The organism is Pseudosporangium ferrugineum, from assembly GCF_003002065.1.
In the GTDB taxonomy this organism is placed as follows: domain Bacteria; phylum Actinomycetota; class Actinomycetes; order Mycobacteriales; family Micromonosporaceae; genus Actinoplanes; species Actinoplanes ferrugineus_A.
The window spans coordinates 304,653-323,307 of record NZ_PVZG01000003.1; the positions used below are offsets into that span (position 1 = coordinate 304,653).

Genomic DNA, 18,655 nt, shown 5'->3' on the forward strand with positions numbered 1-18,655 from the left:
TGGCGAGACCGCGCTTCCACTATGCGGGACTTCCCTCGACCCGCAGGACGCTCGCGATCGACCGTACGATGCTCAGCTCGCGCAGGTCCTCCACCGTCGCGGCGAGGTTGGCGTCCGGCGCCCCGTGCGTGACGATCACCAGCGTCGCGTCCTCGTCGCGTCCCGACTGCCGCACCGTCGCGATCGACACCTCGTGCTGGGCGAACACGCCGGCCACGGTGGCGAGCACGCCCTGGCGGTCGGCGACGTCCAGGCTGATGTGGTAGCGGGTCACCGCCTCGCCGATCGGGCGGATCGGCAGGTGGGCGTACGCGCTCTCGCTCGGCGCGCGGGTGCCCGACAGGCGGTTGCGCGCCGCCGCCACGATGTCGCCGAGCACGGCGCTGGCGGTCGGCGTACCCCCGGCTCCCCGGCCGTAGAACATGAGCTGCCCCGCGGCCTCGGCCTCGACGAACACCGCGTTGAACGCGTCGCCGACGCTCGCCAGCGGGTGGCTGCGCGGGATCATCGCCGGGTGCACCCGCACGCTGACCGACTCCTGCCCCGAGGAGTCCTCGCCCCGCTCGGCCAGGCACAGCAGCTTGATCGTGCAGCCCATCTCCTTGGCGCTGGCCATGTCCGCCGCCGTCACGCCGGTCATGCCCTCGCGGAACACGTCGGCCGCGGTCACCCGGGTGTGGAAGGCGAGCGAGGCCAGGATCGCGGCCTTCGCGGCGGCGTCGAAGCCCTCGACGTCGGCGGTGGGGTCGGCCTCCGCGTACCCGAGCTCGGTGGCCTCGTCCAGCGCCTCGCCGAAGCCGGCCCCGGTCGCGTCCATCGACGACAGGATGAAGTTGGTGGTGCCGTTCACGATGCCGGTCACGCGGGTGACCCGGTCGCCGTGCAGCGACTCGCGCAGCGGGCGCAGCAGCGGGATCGCGCCGGCGACCGAGGCCTCGTAATAGAGGTCCGCGCCGCCCTCGGCGGCGGCGTCGTGCAGCGTCGCGCCGTCCTCGGCGAGCAACGCCTTGTTCGCCGTCACCACGCTCTTGCCGGCCCGCAGCGCCTCGGTGAGCCAGGACCGGGCCGGCTCGATGCCGCCCACGACCTCGATCACCACGTCCACGTCGTCGCGCTTGACCAGGCCCAGCGCGTCGGTGGTGAACAGCGCCGGGTCGACCGGCAGGCTGCCCCGCTCGCGCCCGAGGCGGCGCACGGCGATGCCGACGAGCTCCAGGGGCGCCCCGATCCGGGCCGTCAGATCCTCGGCCTGGTCGTGCAGGAGGCGGACGACCTCGCTGCCGACCGTGCCGCAGCCGAGCAGGGCCAGGCGAACCGCAGGCTTACCAGAACTCATCCCACATCCAATGCGAGCAGATCTTCTTCGGTCTCCCGGCGGACGATGACCCGCGAGGCACCGTCCCGCACGGCCACCACCGGCGGGCGGGGCACGTGGTTGTAGTTGCTGGCCATGCTCCGGCAGTAGGCACCCGTGCCGGGCACCGCCACAAGATCTCCGGGCTGCACGTCGGCGGGCAGGAATTCATCCTTCACGACGATGTCCCCGGATTCACAATGCTTTCCCACGACGCGGGCGAGCAGCGGCGGGGCCGGTGAGGCACGCCCGGCGAGGGTGGCCGAGTACGACGCGTCGTACAGCGCCGTGCGGATGTTGTCGCTCATCCCGCCGTCGACACTCACGTACGTGCGCAGCCCGTCGACGTCCTTGACGGTGCCCACCTCGTACAGGGTCATGACGGCCGGTCCCACGATGGCCCGGCCCGGCTCGATGGAGAGCCGCGGGCGCCGCAGGTTCTCGGCGGCGCACTCGGCGTCGACGATCTTGTTGATCCGCTTGGCGAGGTCGGCGGCGGCCGACGGGTCGTCCTGGGTCGTGTACGCGATGCCGAAGCCGCCGCCGAGGTCCAGCTCCTCCAGCTCGACCCCGCGCGCGTCGCGGATCTGCGCCTGGAGCTCGAGCACCCGCCGCGCGGACACCTCGAAGCCGGACGTGTCGAAGATCTGCGAGCCGATGTGCGAGTGCAGGCCCCGCAGGTCGAGCACGCCCTCGTCGAGCACCCGGATGGCCGCCTCGAACGCGGCGCCGCCGGCCAGCGAGAACCCGAACTTCTGGTCCTCGTGCGCGGTGGCGATGAACTCGTGCGTGTGCGCCTCGACGCCCACCGTGACGCGGATCAGCACGGCGGGCCGGGTGCCGCTCTCCCGGGCGAGCGCGGTGAGCCGGTCGATCTCCTGGAACGAGTCGACGATGATCCGGCCGACCCCGGCGTCCAGCGCCCGGCGCAGCTCCGACACCGACTTGTTGTTGCCGTGGAAGCCCATCCGCTCGGCCGGGAAGCCCGCGGCCAGGGCGACCGCCAGCTCCCCGCCGGAGCAGACGTCCAGGAAGAGGCCCTCCTCGTCGATGACCTTGACGACGGCCTTGCACAGGAAGGATTTGCCGGCGTAATAGACGTCGGCGCCGGCGAACGCGGCCGCGAAATCGCGGCAGCGCGTCCGCAGGTCGGCCTCGTCCAGCAGGTACGCCGGGGTGCCGTGCTCCGCCGCCAGGTCGAGGACGCTCACCCCGCCGATCTCCAGGGCGCCTTCTTCCGTACGGGTGACAGTGCGCGGCCACAACTGCGGCACCAGCGCATTCACGTCCTCGGGGACGCGCAGCCAGTTCGGCCCCCGGTTGCCGAGGTCGCCGTGCAGCGCCCCGGCCTCATGTGCCCGCATGACCTACATCCTCTCGGGCGCGGTGACGCCCAGCAGTCCCAAACCGTTCGCGATCACCGTTCGGGTGGCGTCATTCAGCCAGAGGCGCGCCCGGTGCAGGTCGGTGATCTCCTCGTCGCCCATCGGCGTGACCCGGCACTTGTCGAAGAAGCGGTGGTAGTCGCCCGCGAGGTCCTCCAGGTAGCGCGCGACCCGGTGCGGCTCCCGCAGCTCCGCGGCGCTGCCCACGACGGCCGGATACTCGCCGATCGCCTTGAGCAGGTCGTTCTCCTTCTCGTGCACGAGCAGCTCGGGCCGGAAGTCGCCGGGCTCGCCCCGGGTCAGCCCGACCGCCGCCGCCTGCCGGGCGACGCTGGCCGACCGGGCTGCGACATATTGGACATAATAGACGGGGTTGTCGCTCTTGGCCCGCGTCCACAGGTCGATGTCGATGTCGATCGGCGAGTCGGACGAATACCGCGCCAGGGCGTACCGGGTCGCGTCCACGCCGAGGGCGTCGACGAAGTCCTCGAGCGTCACCACCGTGCCGGCCCGCTTGCTCATCCGCACCGGCTCGCCGTCGCGCACCAGGTTGACCAGCTGGCCGATGAGGATCTCCAGGCTGACCGCCGGGTCGTCGCCGAAGCACGCCGCCATCGCCTTCATCCGGCCGATGTAGCCGTGGTGGTCGGCGCCGAGCATGATCACGACCTTCTCGAAGCCGCGCTTGCGCTTGTCCAGGTAGTAGGCGCAGTCGGCGGCGAAATACGTCCAGTCGCCGTCGGACTTGCGCAGCACCCGGTCCTTGTCGTCGCCGAAGTCGGTGGTGCGCAGCCAGGTCGCGCCGTCCGCCTCGAACACGTGCCCCTGCTCGCGCAGCCGGTCGAGCGCCTCCTGCAACTCGCCCCGGTCGTGCAGATCCTTCTCGTTGAAGTACGTGTCGAAGTGCACGCCGAACTCGTCCAGCGACTGCCGGATCTCGGCGAACATCAACTCCACGCCCTCGACCCGGAACACCTCCTGCGCCTCGGCCTCCGGCAGCTCCAGCACGGCCGGGACCCGCGCCTTCACGGCCCCGGCGATCTCGGCGATGTACGCGCCGCCGTACCCGTCCTCGGGCGCGGCCTCACCCTTCGCCGCGGCGAGCAGCGACCGGGCGAACCGGTCGATCTGCGACCCGGCGTCGTTGAAGTAGTACTCCGTGCCGACGTCGGCGCCGGACGCCCGCAGCAGCCGCGACAGCGCGTCACCGACCGCCGCCCAGCGCACGCCGCCGATGTGCACGGGGCCGGTGGGGTTGGCGGAGACGAACTCCAGGTTGATCTTCTGGCCGGCGAGGCGGTCGGTGTGGCCGTACTCCTGCCCCGCCAGCACCACGTCGCGAGCCAGCACCCCCGCCGCGGCGGCGTCCAGCCGGATGTTGAGGAAGCCCGGACCGGCGATCTCCACCGACTTGATCCCCGGCCGGCTGCTCAGCTCCGTGGCGAGCGCCGAAGCCAGCTCGCGCGGCGCGACGCCGGCCTTCTTGCCCAGCTGCATGGCCATCGTCGAGGCGTAGTCGCCGTGCTCGGGGTTACGGGGTCGCTCCACCGTCGTCGTCTCCGGCAGCAGGGCGACGTCGAGGCCGCGGGTGACGAAAACGGCACGCGCAGCTGTGAGAACGGTGGCAGCGAGGTCAGCGGGAGTCACTGAGCCATGCTATCCGGGTAGACTTTGGCGCCCGGCGGCGTACCGGGGCCTGTGCACGGGCCCGGCCCGACCATCCCCACGAATTGACGAGGCACGATGAGTATGAGCACCCCGGGTCCCGAGCGGGTCCCGTCCACCGTGAAGGTCGACAAGACGTCGGGGCAGGGCAAGCCGCCCGCCAAGGCCGGCGGCACCCGGCCGGCCGGCAAGGGCCCGCAGGGCAAGGGCGGCAAGGGCGGCGGCAAGGGCCGCAAGCCGGTCGCACCCGTCAAGGTCAGCGGCGGCCGCAACTGGGGCCCGATCGCGGTGGCCGGCGTGGTGGTCCTGATCGCCGTCGGCATCATCGGCTACGGCGTGTTCGCCTCGATCAAGGGCAGCGAGTCCTGGGAAGACCGCGCGGGCGGCATCGAGGGCATCATCGACTACCGGTCGCAGAAGAACCCGCAGATCGACGACCGCAACCACAAGGACGGGCCCCTCACGTACGTGACCAACCCGCCCGTCGGCGGCGCGCACAACTCCTCCTGGCAGAACTGCATGGGCGACGTCTACCCGGAGCCGATCGCCAACGAGCACGCCGTCCACAGCCTCGAGCACGGCGCGGTCTGGGTCACGTACAAGCAGGGCCTCGCGGCCGACCAGGTGACCAAGCTCCAGGAGAAGGTCCAGGGCAAGGACTACATGTTCATGAGCCCGGTCGCCAACCTCGACAAGAACGTCTCCCTGCAGGCGTGGGGCTACCAGCTCAAGGTCGACAGCGCCGACGACGGCCGCATCGACGAGTTCATCAAGGACCTCCGCCTGAACGCCACCATGGAGCCCAACGCGGTCTGCTCCGGCGGCAACACCAACACCGGCCCGGTCACGGCAGCCTCGAACGGCACGGGCATGGACCAGCCGACGGGCAACTGATGACCGCCCCCACGGACCAGGACGCGGCGGCCCGGGCCGCCGCGCCGGCCGAGGACACCCCCACCACCCGGACCGGCCCCCGCTTCGGCACCGGCTGGCTCGCCCTGGTGCTCGTCCTCGGCCTCCTCCTGGGCGCGGCCGCCGGCGCCTTCGGCACCCGCCTGATCGGCACCCCCGCGGACGACTCCGCGGAGGCGGGCTTCCTGCGCGACATGAGCACCCACCACGCCCAGGCCGTGGAGATGTCCATGATCGAGCACGCCAACTCCACCAACCCGCAACTCGTCACCCTCGCCGGCGACATAGCCATGACCCAGAACGGCCAGGTCGGCACGATGCTGGCCTGGCTCCGCGAATGGAACCTCAGCCCCACCGGCACCCAACCGGCCATGGCCTGGATGCCCGACTCCGCCGGCTCGGTCCGCAACGGCCTCATGCCCGGCATGGCCACCCCCGCCGACCTCGCCACCCTCCGCAAGGCCACCGGCAACGACCTCGACATCCAGTACCTGACCCTGATGCGCCAACACCACCTGGGCGGCATCCACATGGCCCAGGAAATCATCACCCTCTCCGACGAGAAGAAGGTCACAGCCCTGGCAGGCACGATGGTCGCCGGCCAACAGAGCGAGATCAACCTGATCGACGACCTCCTCGCCAAGCTAAAAGCCCCCTGACCCCCAAGCGACTCGCGGCCGCTCCCAGCGACTGCTGGCCGCTCCCAGCCGCTCCCGGCGACTCCCAGCCGCTCCCAGTGACTCCCAGCCGCCCTCGGCCGCTGTCGGCCGCTCGCGGCGACTCCCGGCGACTCCCGGTGGCAGCAGTGTGGGGGGCGAGTCCGGCGGCAGCCAGATCCCCCGGCAACCTGACGGCTCCCGCCGACCCGGCGGCCCTCGGCGGCCCTCGGCGGCCCCCACCGAACCCGCGGTCTCCCTCGGTCCCGCCGGCCTCGCCCCTCGGCGGTCTCACCGCTCACCGGCCCCACCGCTCACCGGCCTCGAGGTCTCGCCGGCCTCGAGGTGTCGCCGGTGCCGCCGAGGAGGGGGTAACCGTTTCGGGCGGCCCGAGGAGGTCTGCTAGGCTTCCTCTCGCTGAGCCCCCGTAGCTCAGGGGATAGAGCGTCGCCCTCCGGAGGCGAAAGCGCAGGTTCGAATCCTGCCGGGGGCACCCAGGTCCACCAGGACTCAAGTGCCACTGACCAGCCCAAACACGGTCGGTGGCATTTCTCGTCTGGGCGGTGAGCTACGGCCGGAAGCGGCTTTCGCCGGCCAGTCCTGCCGAAGGCGTACCGAAGCGCCGGGCGGATCGCCTTCACCTACTCGCGCCGGGCCGTGGCCGCGCGGCGAGCCAAGCGGTGACCGCCGCGGTGGTGCGGCCCTCGCTTGGGCCGGCAGGCCCTGACCACCGGACGGATCGCGGAAGCCGACGTGTCGCCGGTCCGCGGTCTTGGTTGTTCGTCGATGCCGAGCTCCGCGACCGGTTCGGGCTCGGCCGGCAGCACAGCAGCGACCCCGACTGACACCTCCGGGACAGTCACCCTGTTCCCAAGTCAGCGGCGATCGAAGGCACCCCGTGAGAGAGCAGCTTGAGGCCGGATCCGGTCTGGTCCGGCAGTGCTCATCGCTGGGCGACGAATGCGGCCAGCCGTTCGCTGACCGGGCTCACCCGTGGGCGCGGCGGCTGGGCGTAGTAGCCGGATTTGACCTCGCGCAGCAGGTCCTCGCCGTCGCGATTCCAGTTGAACTTCGGCCGTTTCAGCAGCCGCCGGATCACGATCGTCGCCTTCTCCGGGTTCCGCTCGGCCAGCCGCCGGATCACCATCGGCTCGACGCTGTCGTCGTGGAGGTATTCCAATGCGTGTTCACGCCAGCGTCGGCGCCGGAGCAGGTCGGGGTTGGCGAACGCCTGCTCGACGAGGCCGAACTCGGTGTAGAAGCCGATCCCGTCTGTCTCGTCGTAGATCAACGCGACCGTCTCGGAGTCGGCCATGTCCTCCGGCAGGGTCACGGCCACCCCAGCCGGCGGGCCGTCGGGTTCCGGGCGGCCGAGGAGTTCCTTCCGGGAGAAGGCGTAGAACTCGTTCAGCCTGTCCTGGACCTGCTCTCCGGGGACCACAATCAGGTCGGCGCCGAAGAACCGGATGAACCGGTCTCGGTCGGCGCGCTGCTGCTCCCACGCCAGGGCCAGCTTCTCCGGGTTGCGGAACACCGCCTCCGGCGTCCGCAGCGCCATGTCCATTGCCAGCCGGTACGCGATGTCCCGCTCGGCGGCCCGCAGCAGGCTGACCGGACCGGACAGCATCCACTCGTCACCTACCGCGACGAGCCGGGCGATGAGGAACGACTTGCGTGGCATACGCCGGAAGATGCCGGGTCCCATGTTCGAGCGCACCCGGTAGGTCAGCTCGTCGACCAGGCTTTCCACGATCAGTGCCGGCCCGTCGCGGCGGATCACCTCGAACGGCCCCTGGACGACGTCCTGCCAGCCCAACAGCATGTCCCGCTCCGACTCAGAGAGCCGCGGGTGCCCGGCGACGAACTGTTCCACCACGGTTCGGCCGTTGGCCAGCCTGTGCTCCAGGATGAAGCAGTCCCACAGCAGCATCCACTGCTGCTCGTCGAGCTCGTCGATTCCATCGCCGTAACGGTCGAAGAAGTCGGATGCGGCCCGGTCGTACCGGGGCTGCTGGGAGAACTTCACCAGCTCACCCTTGAGCTGACCAGCACGCTCCAAGATCGCGGCATCCACCATCGGGCGCATCCCTCATCACGAATCCGACCAAGACTCGGGCAACCTTATCGACCGCCCTGGACGGCTTCACCCGCTCGGGTGAGGCCGTCGGCTCCGTAATTCGGACCGCGTCGGACGCGAATCGCCGGGGGCTCAACCGTTCGCGGCGAGGCGGCTCAGCCACTCTTTCAGCAGGTGTTGCTCCGCGCTGCTGAGGGTGGTCTGTTCGGGCAATGCTGCGCGCAAGGCTCGGGCCGCGCCTGCCGGGCCCGTGTCCTGGACGGACGGCCGCTCGCTGGTGATGGCGGCGACCATGGATTCGCGCATGGTTGTCAACAGGGCCGGGTCGCGCCGATGCTCCGGCAGGGAGAGCCAGGTGAGCACCGCGCCGCGTGCTGTGGCGTGGATGATCTGGGCCGCGAGGTCCTCGTCGACCCGGAGCCAGCCGCCGGCGGCGAGGCGGCGGATGCGGGCCATCAGGATTTCCATGCCGGTCTTGAAGGCGGCCGAGGTGGCCCTTGTGGGCTCGCCGTACATCAGGGTGTAGAGCGCCGGATTGGCCAGGCCGAACTCGACCGCGACGTCCCAGCCGGCTTTCAAGTCCTCGATCGGGTCCTGCGGGTCGGGGTCGACGTGCTTGGTGGCGAGGAACGCGGTGAAGCCGTGCTCGGCCACCGCGTCGAGCAGCCCGTCCTTGTCGCCGAACAGCCGGTAGATGGCCGGGGGTTGCAGGCCCGCTGTCTCGGCGACCGCGCGGGTGGTGACCGCGTCGCGTCCTCCTCGATTCAACAGGTCGATGGCGGCCTCGATGACCCGCTGCCGGGCCTGGTCGCGACCGGCGGCCGCGGTGTCGGGAGCGCTCGGTGGAGGTGGTGACATGCACCAACGATATCGGAGGCACGGTTCCACCGTTAGTATCAGTGATACGCTTCGACTGTTTCCATTGGAACCAACCCGAGGGAGCAGTAGATGTCCGACCGGCTGCGGATCATTGCGTTGGAAGAGCACGTCGTCCTGCCCGCGATCATGGAGGCGTGGTCGCGGTCCGGGGTGCCGGAGCTGCCGAACCTGGGGTTCGGCGACAGTCCCATCGCCCGGCGGCTGCGCGACACCGCGGAGTCGCGGCTCGCGCACATGGACGACCAGGGAGTCGACGTGGCGGTGCTGTCGATCTCGTCACCGGGCGTACAGAATCTGCCTGACGCGGATGCGGTCGCCGCGGCCCGCGACACCAACGACCAGCTCGCGGAGGTCGTCGCCGGCAACCCCGACCGGTTCCAGGCGTTCGCGGCGATCCCGACGCAGTCGCCGTCGGCCGCGGCCGCGGAGCTGGAGCGGGCGGTCACCGAGCTCGGCTTCCCGGGCGCCATGCTCTACGGGCGCACCGGATCCAAGCTCGCCGACAACCCCGACTACGACGAGCTGTACGCCACCGCGGAGCGGCTGCGGGTCCCCCTCCACTTCCACCCGCAGATGCCTGTGCAGGCGGTATTGGACGCCTACTACTCCGGCATCGGCCCCATCGGGACCGCGCTGGCGGGGCCCGCGATCGGCTGGTACTACGACCTGGGCGTGCAGTACCTGCGGATGATCTTCTCCGGCGTCTTCGACCGCTACCCCGATCTCCAGGTCATCGCCGGCCACTGGGGAGAGGTCGTGCTCTTCTACCTCGACCACACCGGGTTCTTCGCCGACGCCGGTGGCCTCGCCCGCCCGCTCGCCGACTACTTCAAGCAGAATTTCTGGGTCGCCGGCAGCGGCACCGTCAGCCCTCGCTACCTCCGCTGGACAGCCGAAGTCGTGGGCACCGAACGGATGCTGTACTCCACCGACTACCCGTTCACCTACGGGTTCCGCCCCGGCGGCTTCCCCTACGTGGACACCAGCGCCGGCGTCGCCCGGTCCTTCCTGGAGGACGCGCCCTTCACCGGCGAGCAGAAGGCCGACATCGCGCACCGCAACTGGGAACAGCTCACGTCCCGCGCCTGACCAAGACCCGGCAAGGCCTGGCACACGCCTGACCGAGCCAAACACGATCCTGGAGAAAGTGCGCCGTCCAATGGTCAGGATGCTGAACATTAGCGCGTATAGTGGTAAGGATCGTGCCCATAACGCCGGGAGCAACGTGCCTCGTCCGTCATCCAGAGTCAGCGCTGCCGCCGTCAGCATCGGCGAGCAGTTGCTGGCCTGGCGCAAGCTTCACGGGCTCACCGCGGTCCAGGTCGCCGAGCGAGCCGGCATCTCGCGCAACACCTTACGACGAATAGAGACCGGCGATCCCGGGGTGAGCTTCGAGGCCTTCCTCGGTGTGGCTCGCGCGCTGGGCGTGCTGGATGCCCTGGTAGCAGCGACGGACCCGTACGAAACCGACCTGGGTCGTGCACGGGCGGATGAGGTCCTGCCCAAACGCGTGCGCCGGTGAGCCGTATTCACACGAACTGGAAGTCCGTGGCCGCGGCAACGGGATCAGCCGGTCGGAGATCAGCCGCTTCGCGCCAACCTTGCACCACACCATCGATGCCGTGCGCGGCACCTCGAATTGAGCGGGCAACGGAGGTCGGGTTGGATGTCTAGGTCGGCGGGTAGAAACGGCCCGATTGTGTTCGTCGGAGGAGAGGCGCCATCCATGACGGCGGTATCTGGTCGGCCGGCCGAGGAGGATGTGCGCGAGCTTTTCGGGCAGTCCGTTGCCGTTTTCGCCTCGCTTGCCGGGTCCGCTCACGTGGTGGAGGCGGCGAATCCCGCGTTCGTTGCGGCTGTCGGCGAGGAGCGGGTGCGGGCCGGGGTGCCGCTCGGCGATGTGCTGCCTCAGGATTTCCGTGCCCTGCTCGACCGGGTTTTCCGTACGGGTGAGCCCGGCACCGCCCGCGACGTCGGGATCGTGCCGGCCACCGGGTCGCCGGGGTTGTTCGACTTCACCTGTGAGCCGCGCCGGGATGGTTCCGGGGAGGTCGTGGGCGTCCGGGTGATCGGCGTGGAGGTCACTCAGGTCAAGCATGCGCAGCGGCTGATGTCGGAGCATCGGGCGTTGCTGGAGCAGATCGCCCGGCAGGCGCCGCTGGCCGAGGTGCTCGACGGGATGGCGCGCTGCATCGAGGAGCTGGCTCCGGACGAGGTGCTGGTCTCCGTGTTGCTCGCCGACGCCGACGGGCTGCATCTGCGGCACGGGGCCGCGCCGAGCCTGCCCGATTTCTACAACGAGGCCATCGACGGGATCGCCACCGGGGAGGGCGTGGGCTCGTGCGGCACGGCCGCGCACCGGCGGGAGCCGGTCATGGTCGCCGACATCGGCACCGATCCGTTCTGGGACGACTTCCGGGGGCTCGCCGGCCGGGCCGGGCTGGCCGCCTGCTGGTCCACGCCCATCCTGGCCCGCGACGGTGGCCTGCTGGGCACCTTCGCGATGTATCACCGCACGCCGCGGGCGCCGCAGGACACCGACCTGGCCCTCGCCCGGGTCTTCGCCGGCACCGCGGCGCTGGCCATCGAGCGGCATCACATCGAGCAGGCGAAGGCGGCAGCGGAGGCGCTCGCCAAGGCGGCCCACGACGAGCTCGCCAGGGCCGTACGCGCGGAGCAGAAGCTGCGCGCCGAGGCCGAGGAACGCGCCGCGGCCGCCGCGGAACTCAACGCTCAGATCCGCGCCGCCGCGGCCACGCAGGCCGCGAAGCCGCATCCCGAGCACTGCCAGCTCGGCGGCGCCGGCGGGTGCACCGCGGCGGCCGAGATCAAGATCGCCGACTCGTGGGGCGATGCCGCGTGGGGCTGCCCCACCCACGTCGAGGAAGCCATCATCAACGTGCGCTCGGTGTTCATCGCGAGCGAGGAGCTGGGCGGGCTCGCGGCGTACGTCAATCGCTGACGTCCGCCGGCAGGTCGTCGCCGAGCGCTTCCACGCACGCGGTCAGGTCGGCGCACAGCCGGCGCTCGGCCTCCGGGGTCAGCCCCGCCAGCATCTTCTTCTCGACCACGCTGACCGCCTCGTTCGCGGCGGCGAGCCGTTCCAGGCCGGCCGGGGCCAACCGGGTCGGCAGCGCCTTGCCGTGCGGCGGAACCGGTGAGCGGATCAGCAGGCCGCGGCGTTCCAGCCCCTTCAGCACCAGGTTCATCGACTGGCGGCTGACGAACATCGCCCGGGCCAGCTCGGATCCGGACAGGCCCGGCTGCTGCCGGAGCAGTTCGAGGCACGCGTACTGCGAGACGGTCAGGTCCAGGGGCCGCAGCGCGTTGTCCATCGCCGCCCGCAGCACGGTGGCGGCCTTCTTCAGCACGTATCCGACCTGCTCGTCGACCGGCCGGGAAATTCCCGCTTGACTCATGTCAGCATCATGACACACACTCGTACATGTCAACACGCTGACATGATGCAGGAGAGTGAGTCATGACCGTCACCGGACCCGACTTCATCGCCCTTCAGGTGCGCGACCTGGAGAAGGCCGCGGACTTCTACGAGAGCCGGCTCGGCCTCCAGCGGGCGCCCGTGGCCCCGCCGCACGCCGTCGTCTTCGCCACCACGCCCGCCTTCGCCGTACGCGAACCGCTGCCCGGCCTCGACCTCGACGCCGTGACCCCGCAGCCCGGCGCGGGCGTCGTCCTGTGGTTCGGCGCCGACGACGCGCAGGCCGTCCACGACCGGCTCGCCGCCGACGGCGTCCCGATCACGGTGCCGCCGTTCGACGGCCCGTTCGGCCGGACGTTCACCTTCACCGACCCCGACGGGTACGCCGTCACCATCCACGACCGCGCCTGACCCGCTCAGGGGCAGGGCGGACGATAGGCCAGGCCGGGAAAGAACTGCCGCCATTCCGTACGCGTGATAGCCGGCCGGGCCAGCCCGCAGACCCGGACCGCCACCCGCTCGGGGTCCATCTCCCACAGCCGCAGTGACCCGTTCACGCCGCGCCAGTCGACGCCCGCCGTCGCGAGGACGTGGTTGTCCGGGCCGAACGCGACGGAGTGAACCGGCCCCGACGACGTCAGCTCGACCGGCGGGCGGCCCGGGTCCGTGACGTCCCACACGCTGGTCGTGCCGTGGATGGTGCCGGCCGCGAGCCGCCGCCCGTCCGGGCTGAAGGCGACCGAGTAGACCCGGCTGGCCGCGGACAGAATGGTCACCGCCCGGGGCCGGGCCGGATCCGCGACGTCCCACAGGCCGACCGTGCGGTCCGGGTTGGCGAGGGCGAGCGTACGGCCGCCCGCCCCGAAGGCCACCGCCAGCACCGGACCCGGCGCCGGTCCGGTGAGGACGGACAGGCGGCGCGGCCGGCGGAGGTCCGCGAGGTCCCACAGGCCGCTGCCGGTGCCGTCGCCCGCGGTCGCCAGGAGCCGGCCGTCCGGGCTGAACGCCACCGAGTTCACCGCGGCGGACAGGCCGTCGATGCCCGCCAGCGCCCGGGGACGGCGGGGGTCGGCGACGTCCCAGAGCCGCACCGAGTTGTCGCGGCCCGAGGCGGCGAGGGTGCGCCCGTCCGGCGCGAAGGCCAGCGCCGGGGTGACCGGGACGAGAGATCGCGGACGCGGCGCGACCACCGCGATCCGGCGGCCCCGCAGGTCCCACAGGACGACGGCGCCGGTCGCGTCCGTGCTGGCCAGCGTGCGGCCGTCCGGGGCCAGGGCCACCGCGACGATCGGCAGGCCGCTCGGGCCCGCCGGGAACAGCACCGGGCGGTACGGGTCGGCCGCGGCGGCCACCCCGACCGTGCCGTCGGCGTGCCCGCTGACGAGGGTGCCGCCGTCCGCGCTGAAGTCGACGACCTCCACGCCGCCGCCCGCGCGCGCCGGGAAGGTGTATTCCGCCACGCTCTCCAGCCGTACGATGCCGTCGGAATTGGCCGCGGCCAGGGTGCGGCCGTCCGGCCGGAAGGCGAGCGTGGTGACCGGGGCGGTGGCTCCCTGGAGGGTGGCCACCGCGCGCGCGTGGCGCAGGTCGGTGACGTCCCAGAGCTGGATCTCGCGATCGGCGCCCGCGGTGGCGAGCGTGTGGCCGTCGGGGCCGAAGGCCGCCTCGTTGACCGCGGCGGTGGCAGCGGTGAGCCGGTCGAGGCGTACGGGCCGGGCCGGGTCCCGGACGTCCCACAGCGTCAGGGCGTCGTCGCCGTGCCCGGTGGCCAGGCCGCGCCCGTCCGGCGTGAAGGCGAGCACCTGGACGAACCCGGCCTCGGCGGCGAGCGTGACCGGCGCGCCGGGACGGGCGAGATTCCACAGTCGCACCTCGTGCCGCCCGGCGAGCGACTCACCCGCGGCCGGCACGGCGGCGGCGAGCGTGCGGCCGCCGTCCCCGAAGGCGACGTCGTAGACGGGGCCGGCACCCACCGGGAACGGCGGCAGCTCGCGCGGGTTGTCCGGATCGCCCAGGTCCCATCGGCGTACGGCGTTGCCGCCGCCCGCGGCCAGGGTGCGGCCGTCCGGGCTGAAGGCGATCTTCCCGGCGGGGCGGGCGATCGACGCGCGGAAGCGGGGGCGCACCGGATCGGTGACGTCCCACAGGCCGGCCCGGTCGACGCCGACCGCGGCGACCGTGCGCCCGTCCGGGCTGTAGGCCACCGACGGGAAAGGCCCGGCGAGGCCGGTGAGCAGCGCCGGGCGGCCGGGCCGGTTCGGATCGGCGGTGTCCCACAGCCGTACGGCGTCGTCGTCGCCCGCCACGAGGGTGCGGCCGTCGGGGCTGAAGGCGAGCGCCTGCACCGCCCCGCTCGGCCCGGTCAGCAGGGCGGCGTACGGGGTGGTGAACATGTTGAGCAGGCTCGCCCGCGCCTCCGGCACCGGCGCCAGGCGGTACGCGGCCAGCCGCAACTGCATCGCCAGCGCCGGATTGGTCGCGCGCAGCGCCGCCGCCTGGCTCAGCACCTTCTGGGTGATCGCGAGGTTGCGCTGACCGACGCTGACCTGCCGGGCCCGCACCGCGTACGCGGTCGCACCGGTCGTCAGCACGAGCAGCACGGTGAGCGCGGCGAGGAACTGGCGCAGCCGGGTGATCCGGCGGCGCGCCACCGCCTGCTCGCGCGCCTGCTCGGCCAGGCTCGCCCCGAGGAAGTCCCGCTCCCGGGCGTTCAGCGCGTTCCGGCCGCCCGCCGCCGCCCACCGGTCGGCCCGGTCCAGCCGGCTGCCGCGATAGACGGCGCCGGGATCCCGGTCGAGCCGCTGCCACGCGTCGGCCGCGTCGGTGAGCTGCCGGTGGATCCGCAGGCCCTCGCGGTCGTCGGTCAGCCAGCCCTGCAACCGCGGCCAGCGGCGGACCAGCGCCTCGTGGGTGAGCTGCACGCTGTGCCGGTCCAGGATCACCAGGCGGGCGGCGGCCAGCCGCTCGAGCACCGCCGTCGTCTCCGGGGCGGCCGGATCCAGCTCGGCGCGGTCGAGCCGGCGCCGGGTGTCCTCGGTGCCCTCGCCGAGGGCGACCAGCCGGACGAACAGCCGCCGCGCCCACTCGCGCTCGCCCTCCGACAGCCCGGTGTAGACCGCTTCGGCGGCGCGCGCGATCGACCGGTCGAGGCCGCCCGCGGCGTGGTACCCGGCCAGGGTCAGCGTGGTGCCCCGCCGCCGGCGCCACGTCTCCAGCAACGCGTGCGAGACGAGCGGCAGCACGCCCGGCTGCCCGGCCGCGTCCCCGATCAGCTCCGCGACCAGGGCATTCTCCACCCGGCAGCCGGCGTCGAGGGCGGGCCGGGTGACGGCCTCGCGCAGCTCCGCGGTGGTCATCGGACCGACCAGGAGCTGAGCGTCGCGCAGGGCGTCGAGCAGCTCCGGATGATGGGCGCAGTGCGCGTAGAAGTCGGCCCGCAGGCCCAGGACGACCCGGGTACGGCTGTTGGAGGCGCGCGCCGCGGCGGCCAGCACCTCGATGAACCGGGCCCGCTCCCCCGCGTCCGCGCAGAGGGTGAACACCTCCTCGAACTGGTCCACCACCACCAGCACCTCGGCCCCGGCCGGCCGGTCGGCGAGGATCTGGAGGGCGGTCCGGTGCAGGGCACGGGGATCGTCACGCAACGCGGCGTGCACCGAGGTGGCGGTGGCGCCCGTGAGCGCGGCGAGCCGGGCGGCGCACTCCTCGAGCGGATGCGAACCGGGCGTCAGGACGAGCGGCGTGATCCCGGCCGTACCGGGCAGGCCCTCGGCGAGGACGCGGTGCAGCAGGCCCGCCTGGAGCAATGAGGACTTTCCCGAGCCGGAGGCGCCGACGACCACCACGAAACGGTGCCCGGCCACGCGCGTACCCAGCTCATCGACCAGGCGTTCCCGGCCGAAGAATCTGCCGGCGTCGGCCGTTCCGAATGCGGCGAGGCCGAGGTACGGCGCCGGTTCCCCGTCGTGCGCCGCGGGCTCTTCGGGCGCATTTCCGGTGCTCAGTTCCGCGGCCACGGAATGCCAGCGCTGCTCCCATGCCTGCGTATCGCCGTCGCACGCGGCGACATAGGCGAGGGTGACCGCGAGGCTCGGCAACCTCCTGCCGCCGGCGGCGTCGGACAGCGCGGCGGCCGAGTAGTGCGCCCGGCGGCCCAGCTCCCGGTACGGCGGCAGCCCCGCCTTCTGCCGGAGTTTCCGCAGGTCAGCCGCGAATCGAGTGAGTGGGCCGTCGTCGTCCGAGAGCGCACGTTCCGTACCTGCCACCGACGCGGCCTCCCCGTAGCGAACGTCGCGGTCGATTGTCCAGGCCGCGTCGTTCACTTGTCCAGCGCGTGATTCTGAACGATCCATCGGCGCTAGACACATAGTCGCTGATCGACGTCAGCGGCAATCCGATCCGACGATGGAGGAACACGCATGAAACGACGACTGGCCGCCCTGATGGCCACGTTCGCGGCCGGCCTGGTAATGGTGGGGGGCGCCGGTACCGCGGTGGCCGCACCCGCCGGGGACGCCACGCAGGTCCGGATCGACGCGATCCTGGACGCCCACCCGGGTGCTGTCCAGACCGGCAGGACCCGGGTCACCTTCAGCAACGGTGTCGTGCTGGGTCTCACCAGCGCCGGCGAGAGCGACTGTCCCGCGGATGCCATGTGCCTGTGGGACGACCAGACCTACACCGGGCAGATCGAGATCATCTACTCGTACGTCTGCGATTACGCCCTGACCATCAATCTGAAGGACACCGGCTTCAACGACCGGGCCTCGTCCTGGAAGAACAACACCACCCGCCGGGTCGGCACCACGTACTGGGACTACGACGCGCGCGGCGGCGTGGTCTGGCGGATGTACCCGATGCAGAAGGCCCCGACGCTGCCGAAGGAGTTCAACGACGAGGCCTCCGCGGTGAACTGCTACAACCTCTCCTGAGAGCGCCCGGGGTCCCGCCGGTGCGGCCGGCGGGGCCCCGATCCGGGCGTTTGCCGGACGGCGGGAGGGGTATCGAGGGACATTCGCTCTGGGATACCGGCGAATTCTGTTCTCGGCAGGCTCTGGAGCGACCTTCATGGCTATCGACGCACTCAACAGCACCACCACGGCTCGGGGCAGCGCGTACGCCGCGCTGTCCCGGCAGGTCAAGGCGGCCGGGCTGCTCGACCGGCGACCCGGCTATTACGCCGCGCAGATCGCCCTCATGCTGGCCCTGGTGGCCGCCGCCTGGACCGCCCTCGTGGTGGTCGGCGACTCGTGGTGGCAGTTGCTCGTGGCCACGTTCTTCGCGGTCGTCTCCACCCAGCTCGGCTTCCTCGGCCACGACGCCGGGCACCGGCAGATCTTCGGCTCGAGCCGCCGCAACTACCGGCTGGGCGTCGTCCTCGCCAACCTCGGCGTCGGCTTCAGCTACGGCTGGTGGATCGACAAGCACAACCGGCACCACGCGCACCCGAACGACGAGGACAAGGATCCCGACATCGGCGCGGGCGCACTGGTGTTCACCACCGGCCAGGCGCAGGCCAGCGGCCGGGTGGCCCGGATGTTCTACCGCTATCAGGCGTGGGCGTTCTTCCCGCTGCTGTTCCTCGAGGCGCTGCACCTGCGCGTCGCCAGCGTGCGCTACCTGCTCAGCGTCCGGAGCCGGGCCGGGATGCGCGAGCTGCTGTTCATCACCCTGCACCTCGCCGCCTATCTGGCGGCCGTGTTCGTGCTGCTGCCGCCCGGCAAGGCGCTGGCGTTCGTGGCGGTGCACCAGGGCCTCTTCGGCCTCTACCTCGGCTGCTCGTTCGCGCCGAACCACAAGGGCATGCCGCCGCTCAGCCCCGAGGACGACGCCGACTTCCTGCGCCGGCAGGTGCTCACCTCCCGCAACGTGCGGGGCAACTGGCTGACCGACTTCGCGCTCGGCGGCCTCAACTACCAGATCGAGCACCACCTGTTCCCGTCCATGCCGCGGGGCAACCTGCGCAAGGCGCAGCGGCTGGTCAGGGACTTCTGCGCGGAGCACCAGGTGTCCTACCTGGAGACCGGCCTGGTCTCGTCGTACGCCCAGGCCCTGCGGCACCTCGACACGGTGGGCCGCACCCCGGCGCCGGTCAGCTGAGCAGGCGCTTGCGCTCCTCCTCGCGGTCGCGACCGGCCGTGATCCCCGGGGCGAGCAGGCCCCAGAAGATCATGACCAGCGCCGCCGCCCACGCCCACCAGGGCACCACGGACTGCGGACCGATCAGGCCGGCGAGCCACTCGTAGGCCGTCTCGGCGTAGGCGTCCATGCGATCTCCCTCCGGTCGGA

Annotated in this window: 16 protein-coding genes and 1 tRNA gene; 9 read left to right on the forward strand and 8 right to left on the reverse strand. The window is 71.8% G+C overall.

Annotated features, from left to right (window positions below):
- Positions 1 to 19 precede the first annotated feature (19 nt).
- The 3 genes from CLV70_RS08700 to argS are packed head-to-tail and all read right to left on the reverse strand — an operon-like array spanning position 20 to position 4,386.
- The gene (locus CLV70_RS08700; RefSeq protein ID WP_106125874.1) at positions 20 to 1,336 is read right to left on the reverse strand and encodes a homoserine dehydrogenase; all 1,317 of its coding nucleotides are present in this window, start codon (positions 1,334 to 1,336) and stop codon (positions 20 to 22) included.
- Positions 1,333 to 2,718, reverse strand: coding sequence for a diaminopimelate decarboxylase (lysA, locus tag CLV70_RS08705; protein WP_106125875.1), 1,386 nt, complete (start codon positions 2,716 to 2,718; stop codon positions 1,333 to 1,335). Before lysA ends, CLV70_RS08700 begins: the two co-directional genes overlap by 4 nt.
- A 3-nt stretch (positions 2,719 to 2,721) precedes the next feature.
- A complete protein-coding gene (argS, locus tag CLV70_RS08710) occupies positions 2,722 to 4,386 on the reverse strand; it encodes an arginine--tRNA ligase (protein WP_106125876.1) in 1,665 nt (554 codons plus the stop codon).
- Positions 4,387 to 4,482: 96 nt separating this feature from the next.
- Here argS and CLV70_RS08715 point away from each other — a divergent pair, with 96 nt between their 5' ends.
- The 3 genes from CLV70_RS08715 to CLV70_RS08725 all read left to right on the forward strand — a co-directional run bounded on the left by CLV70_RS08715 (position 4,483) and on the right by CLV70_RS08725 (position 6,465).
- A complete protein-coding gene (locus tag CLV70_RS08715) occupies positions 4,483 to 5,298 on the forward strand; it encodes a thioredoxin-like domain-containing protein (protein WP_106125877.1) in 816 nt (271 codons plus the stop codon).
- The gene (locus CLV70_RS08720; protein WP_106125878.1) at positions 5,298 to 5,975 is read left to right on the forward strand and encodes a DUF305 domain-containing protein; all 678 of its coding nucleotides are present in this window, start codon (positions 5,298 to 5,300) and stop codon (positions 5,973 to 5,975) included. Before CLV70_RS08715 ends, CLV70_RS08720 begins: the two co-directional genes overlap by 1 nt.
- Before the next feature lie 418 nt (positions 5,976 to 6,393).
- Positions 6,394 to 6,465: transfer RNA gene (locus CLV70_RS08725), tRNA-Arg, on the forward strand.
- Between the two features lie 450 nt (positions 6,466 to 6,915).
- Here the strand turns inward: CLV70_RS08725 and CLV70_RS08730 are convergent.
- Together CLV70_RS08730 and CLV70_RS08735 are read right to left on the reverse strand one after the other, a co-directional pair.
- Complete coding sequence (locus tag CLV70_RS08730) at positions 6,916 to 8,049, reverse strand: hypothetical protein (RefSeq protein WP_146163995.1); 1,134 nt, start codon at positions 8,047 to 8,049, stop codon at positions 6,916 to 6,918.
- 132 nt (positions 8,050 to 8,181) lie between these two features.
- On the reverse strand, positions 8,182 to 8,907 hold the full coding sequence (locus tag CLV70_RS08735; protein WP_106125880.1) for a TetR/AcrR family transcriptional regulator: 726 nt from the start codon (positions 8,905 to 8,907) through the stop codon (positions 8,182 to 8,184).
- A 90-nt stretch (positions 8,908 to 8,997) separates the two neighbouring features.
- Between CLV70_RS08735 and CLV70_RS08740 the strand changes: the two genes are divergently transcribed.
- The 3 genes from CLV70_RS08740 (at position 8,998) to CLV70_RS08750 (ending at position 11,890) form a co-directional block, all read left to right on the forward strand.
- The gene (locus CLV70_RS08740; protein WP_106125881.1) at positions 8,998 to 10,017 is read left to right on the forward strand and encodes an amidohydrolase family protein; all 1,020 of its coding nucleotides are present in this window, start codon (positions 8,998 to 9,000) and stop codon (positions 10,015 to 10,017) included.
- 79 nt (positions 10,018 to 10,096) lie between these two features.
- Positions 10,097 to 10,450, forward strand: a complete 354-nt coding sequence (locus tag CLV70_RS08745; RefSeq protein WP_106126076.1) for a helix-turn-helix domain-containing protein — start codon at positions 10,097 to 10,099, stop codon at positions 10,448 to 10,450.
- 204 nt (positions 10,451 to 10,654) lie between these two features.
- Complete coding sequence (locus tag CLV70_RS08750; RefSeq protein ID WP_106125882.1) at positions 10,655 to 11,890, forward strand: GAF domain-containing protein; 1,236 nt, start codon at positions 10,655 to 10,657, stop codon at positions 11,888 to 11,890.
- Here CLV70_RS08750 and CLV70_RS08755 read toward each other — a convergent pair.
- Entirely contained in the window at positions 11,880 to 12,347 is a 468-nt protein-coding gene (locus tag CLV70_RS08755) for a MarR family winged helix-turn-helix transcriptional regulator (protein WP_106125883.1), read from the reverse strand. The genes CLV70_RS08750 and CLV70_RS08755 overlap by 11 nt on opposite strands.
- A gap of 62 nt (positions 12,348 to 12,409) precedes the next feature.
- Here CLV70_RS08755 and CLV70_RS08760 point away from each other — a divergent pair, with 62 nt between their 5' ends.
- The gene (locus CLV70_RS08760; RefSeq protein ID WP_106125884.1) at positions 12,410 to 12,778 is read left to right on the forward strand and encodes a VOC family protein; all 369 of its coding nucleotides are present in this window, start codon (positions 12,410 to 12,412) and stop codon (positions 12,776 to 12,778) included.
- Positions 12,779 to 12,783: 5 nt separating this feature from the next.
- On the opposite strand, the gene CLV70_RS08765 is transcribed toward CLV70_RS08760, so the two are convergent.
- A complete protein-coding gene (locus CLV70_RS08765) occupies positions 12,784 to 16,632 on the reverse strand; it encodes an nSTAND1 domain-containing NTPase (RefSeq protein WP_211303690.1) in 3,849 nt (1,282 codons plus the stop codon).
- A 153-nt stretch (positions 16,633 to 16,785) separates the two neighbouring features.
- Between CLV70_RS08765 and CLV70_RS08770 the strand changes: the two genes are divergently transcribed.
- Both CLV70_RS08770 and CLV70_RS08775 read left to right on the forward strand, forming a co-directional pair.
- On the forward strand, positions 16,786 to 17,298 hold the full coding sequence (locus CLV70_RS08770) for a peptidase inhibitor family I36 protein (protein WP_106125886.1): 513 nt from the start codon (positions 16,786 to 16,788) through the stop codon (positions 17,296 to 17,298).
- A gap of 136 nt (positions 17,299 to 17,434) precedes the next feature.
- Positions 17,435 to 18,466, forward strand: coding sequence for a fatty acid desaturase family protein (locus tag CLV70_RS08775; protein ID WP_106125887.1), 1,032 nt, complete (start codon positions 17,435 to 17,437; stop codon positions 18,464 to 18,466).
- On the opposite strand, the gene CLV70_RS39030 is transcribed toward CLV70_RS08775, so the two are convergent.
- Positions 18,459 to 18,635, reverse strand: coding sequence for an intracellular growth attenuator family protein (locus tag CLV70_RS39030; protein ID WP_146163996.1), 177 nt, complete (start codon positions 18,633 to 18,635; stop codon positions 18,459 to 18,461). The genes CLV70_RS08775 and CLV70_RS39030 overlap by 8 nt on opposite strands.
- Positions 18,636 to 18,655 lie beyond the last annotated feature (20 nt).

Coding starts and splice junctions, on each gene's coding strand:
- CLV70_RS08700 (WP_106125874.1), bottom strand. CDS start 1,336: ATGAGTTCTGGTAAGCCTGCGGTTCGCCTGGCCCTGCTCGGCTGCGGC.
- lysA (WP_106125875.1), bottom strand. CDS start 2,718: ATGCGGGCACATGAGGCCGGGGCGCTGCACGGCGACCTCGGCAACCGG.
- CLV70_RS08715 (WP_106125877.1), top strand. CDS start 4,483: ATGAGTATGAGCACCCCGGGTCCCGAGCGGGTCCCGTCCACCGTGAAG.
- CLV70_RS08720 (WP_106125878.1), top strand. CDS start 5,298: ATGACCGCCCCCACGGACCAGGACGCGGCGGCCCGGGCCGCCGCGCCG.
- CLV70_RS08730 (WP_146163995.1), bottom strand. CDS start 8,049: ATGGTGGATGCCGCGATCTTGGAGCGTGCTGGTCAGCTCAAGGGTGAG.
- CLV70_RS08735 (WP_106125880.1), bottom strand. CDS start 8,907: ATGTCACCACCTCCACCGAGCGCTCCCGACACCGCGGCCGCCGGTCGC.
- CLV70_RS08740 (WP_106125881.1), top strand. CDS start 8,998: ATGTCCGACCGGCTGCGGATCATTGCGTTGGAAGAGCACGTCGTCCTG.
- CLV70_RS08745 (WP_106126076.1), top strand. CDS start 10,097: ATGCTGAACATTAGCGCGTATAGTGGTAAGGATCGTGCCCATAACGCC.
- CLV70_RS08750 (WP_106125882.1), top strand. CDS start 10,655: ATGACGGCGGTATCTGGTCGGCCGGCCGAGGAGGATGTGCGCGAGCTT.
- CLV70_RS08755 (WP_106125883.1), bottom strand. CDS start 12,347: ATGAGTCAAGCGGGAATTTCCCGGCCGGTCGACGAGCAGGTCGGATAC.
- CLV70_RS08760 (WP_106125884.1), top strand. CDS start 12,410: ATGACCGTCACCGGACCCGACTTCATCGCCCTTCAGGTGCGCGACCTG.
- CLV70_RS08770 (WP_106125886.1), top strand. CDS start 16,786: ATGAAACGACGACTGGCCGCCCTGATGGCCACGTTCGCGGCCGGCCTG.
- CLV70_RS08775 (WP_106125887.1), top strand. CDS start 17,435: ATGGCTATCGACGCACTCAACAGCACCACCACGGCTCGGGGCAGCGCG.
- CLV70_RS39030 (WP_146163996.1), bottom strand. CDS start 18,635: ATGGACGCCTACGCCGAGACGGCCTACGAGTGGCTCGCCGGCCTGATC.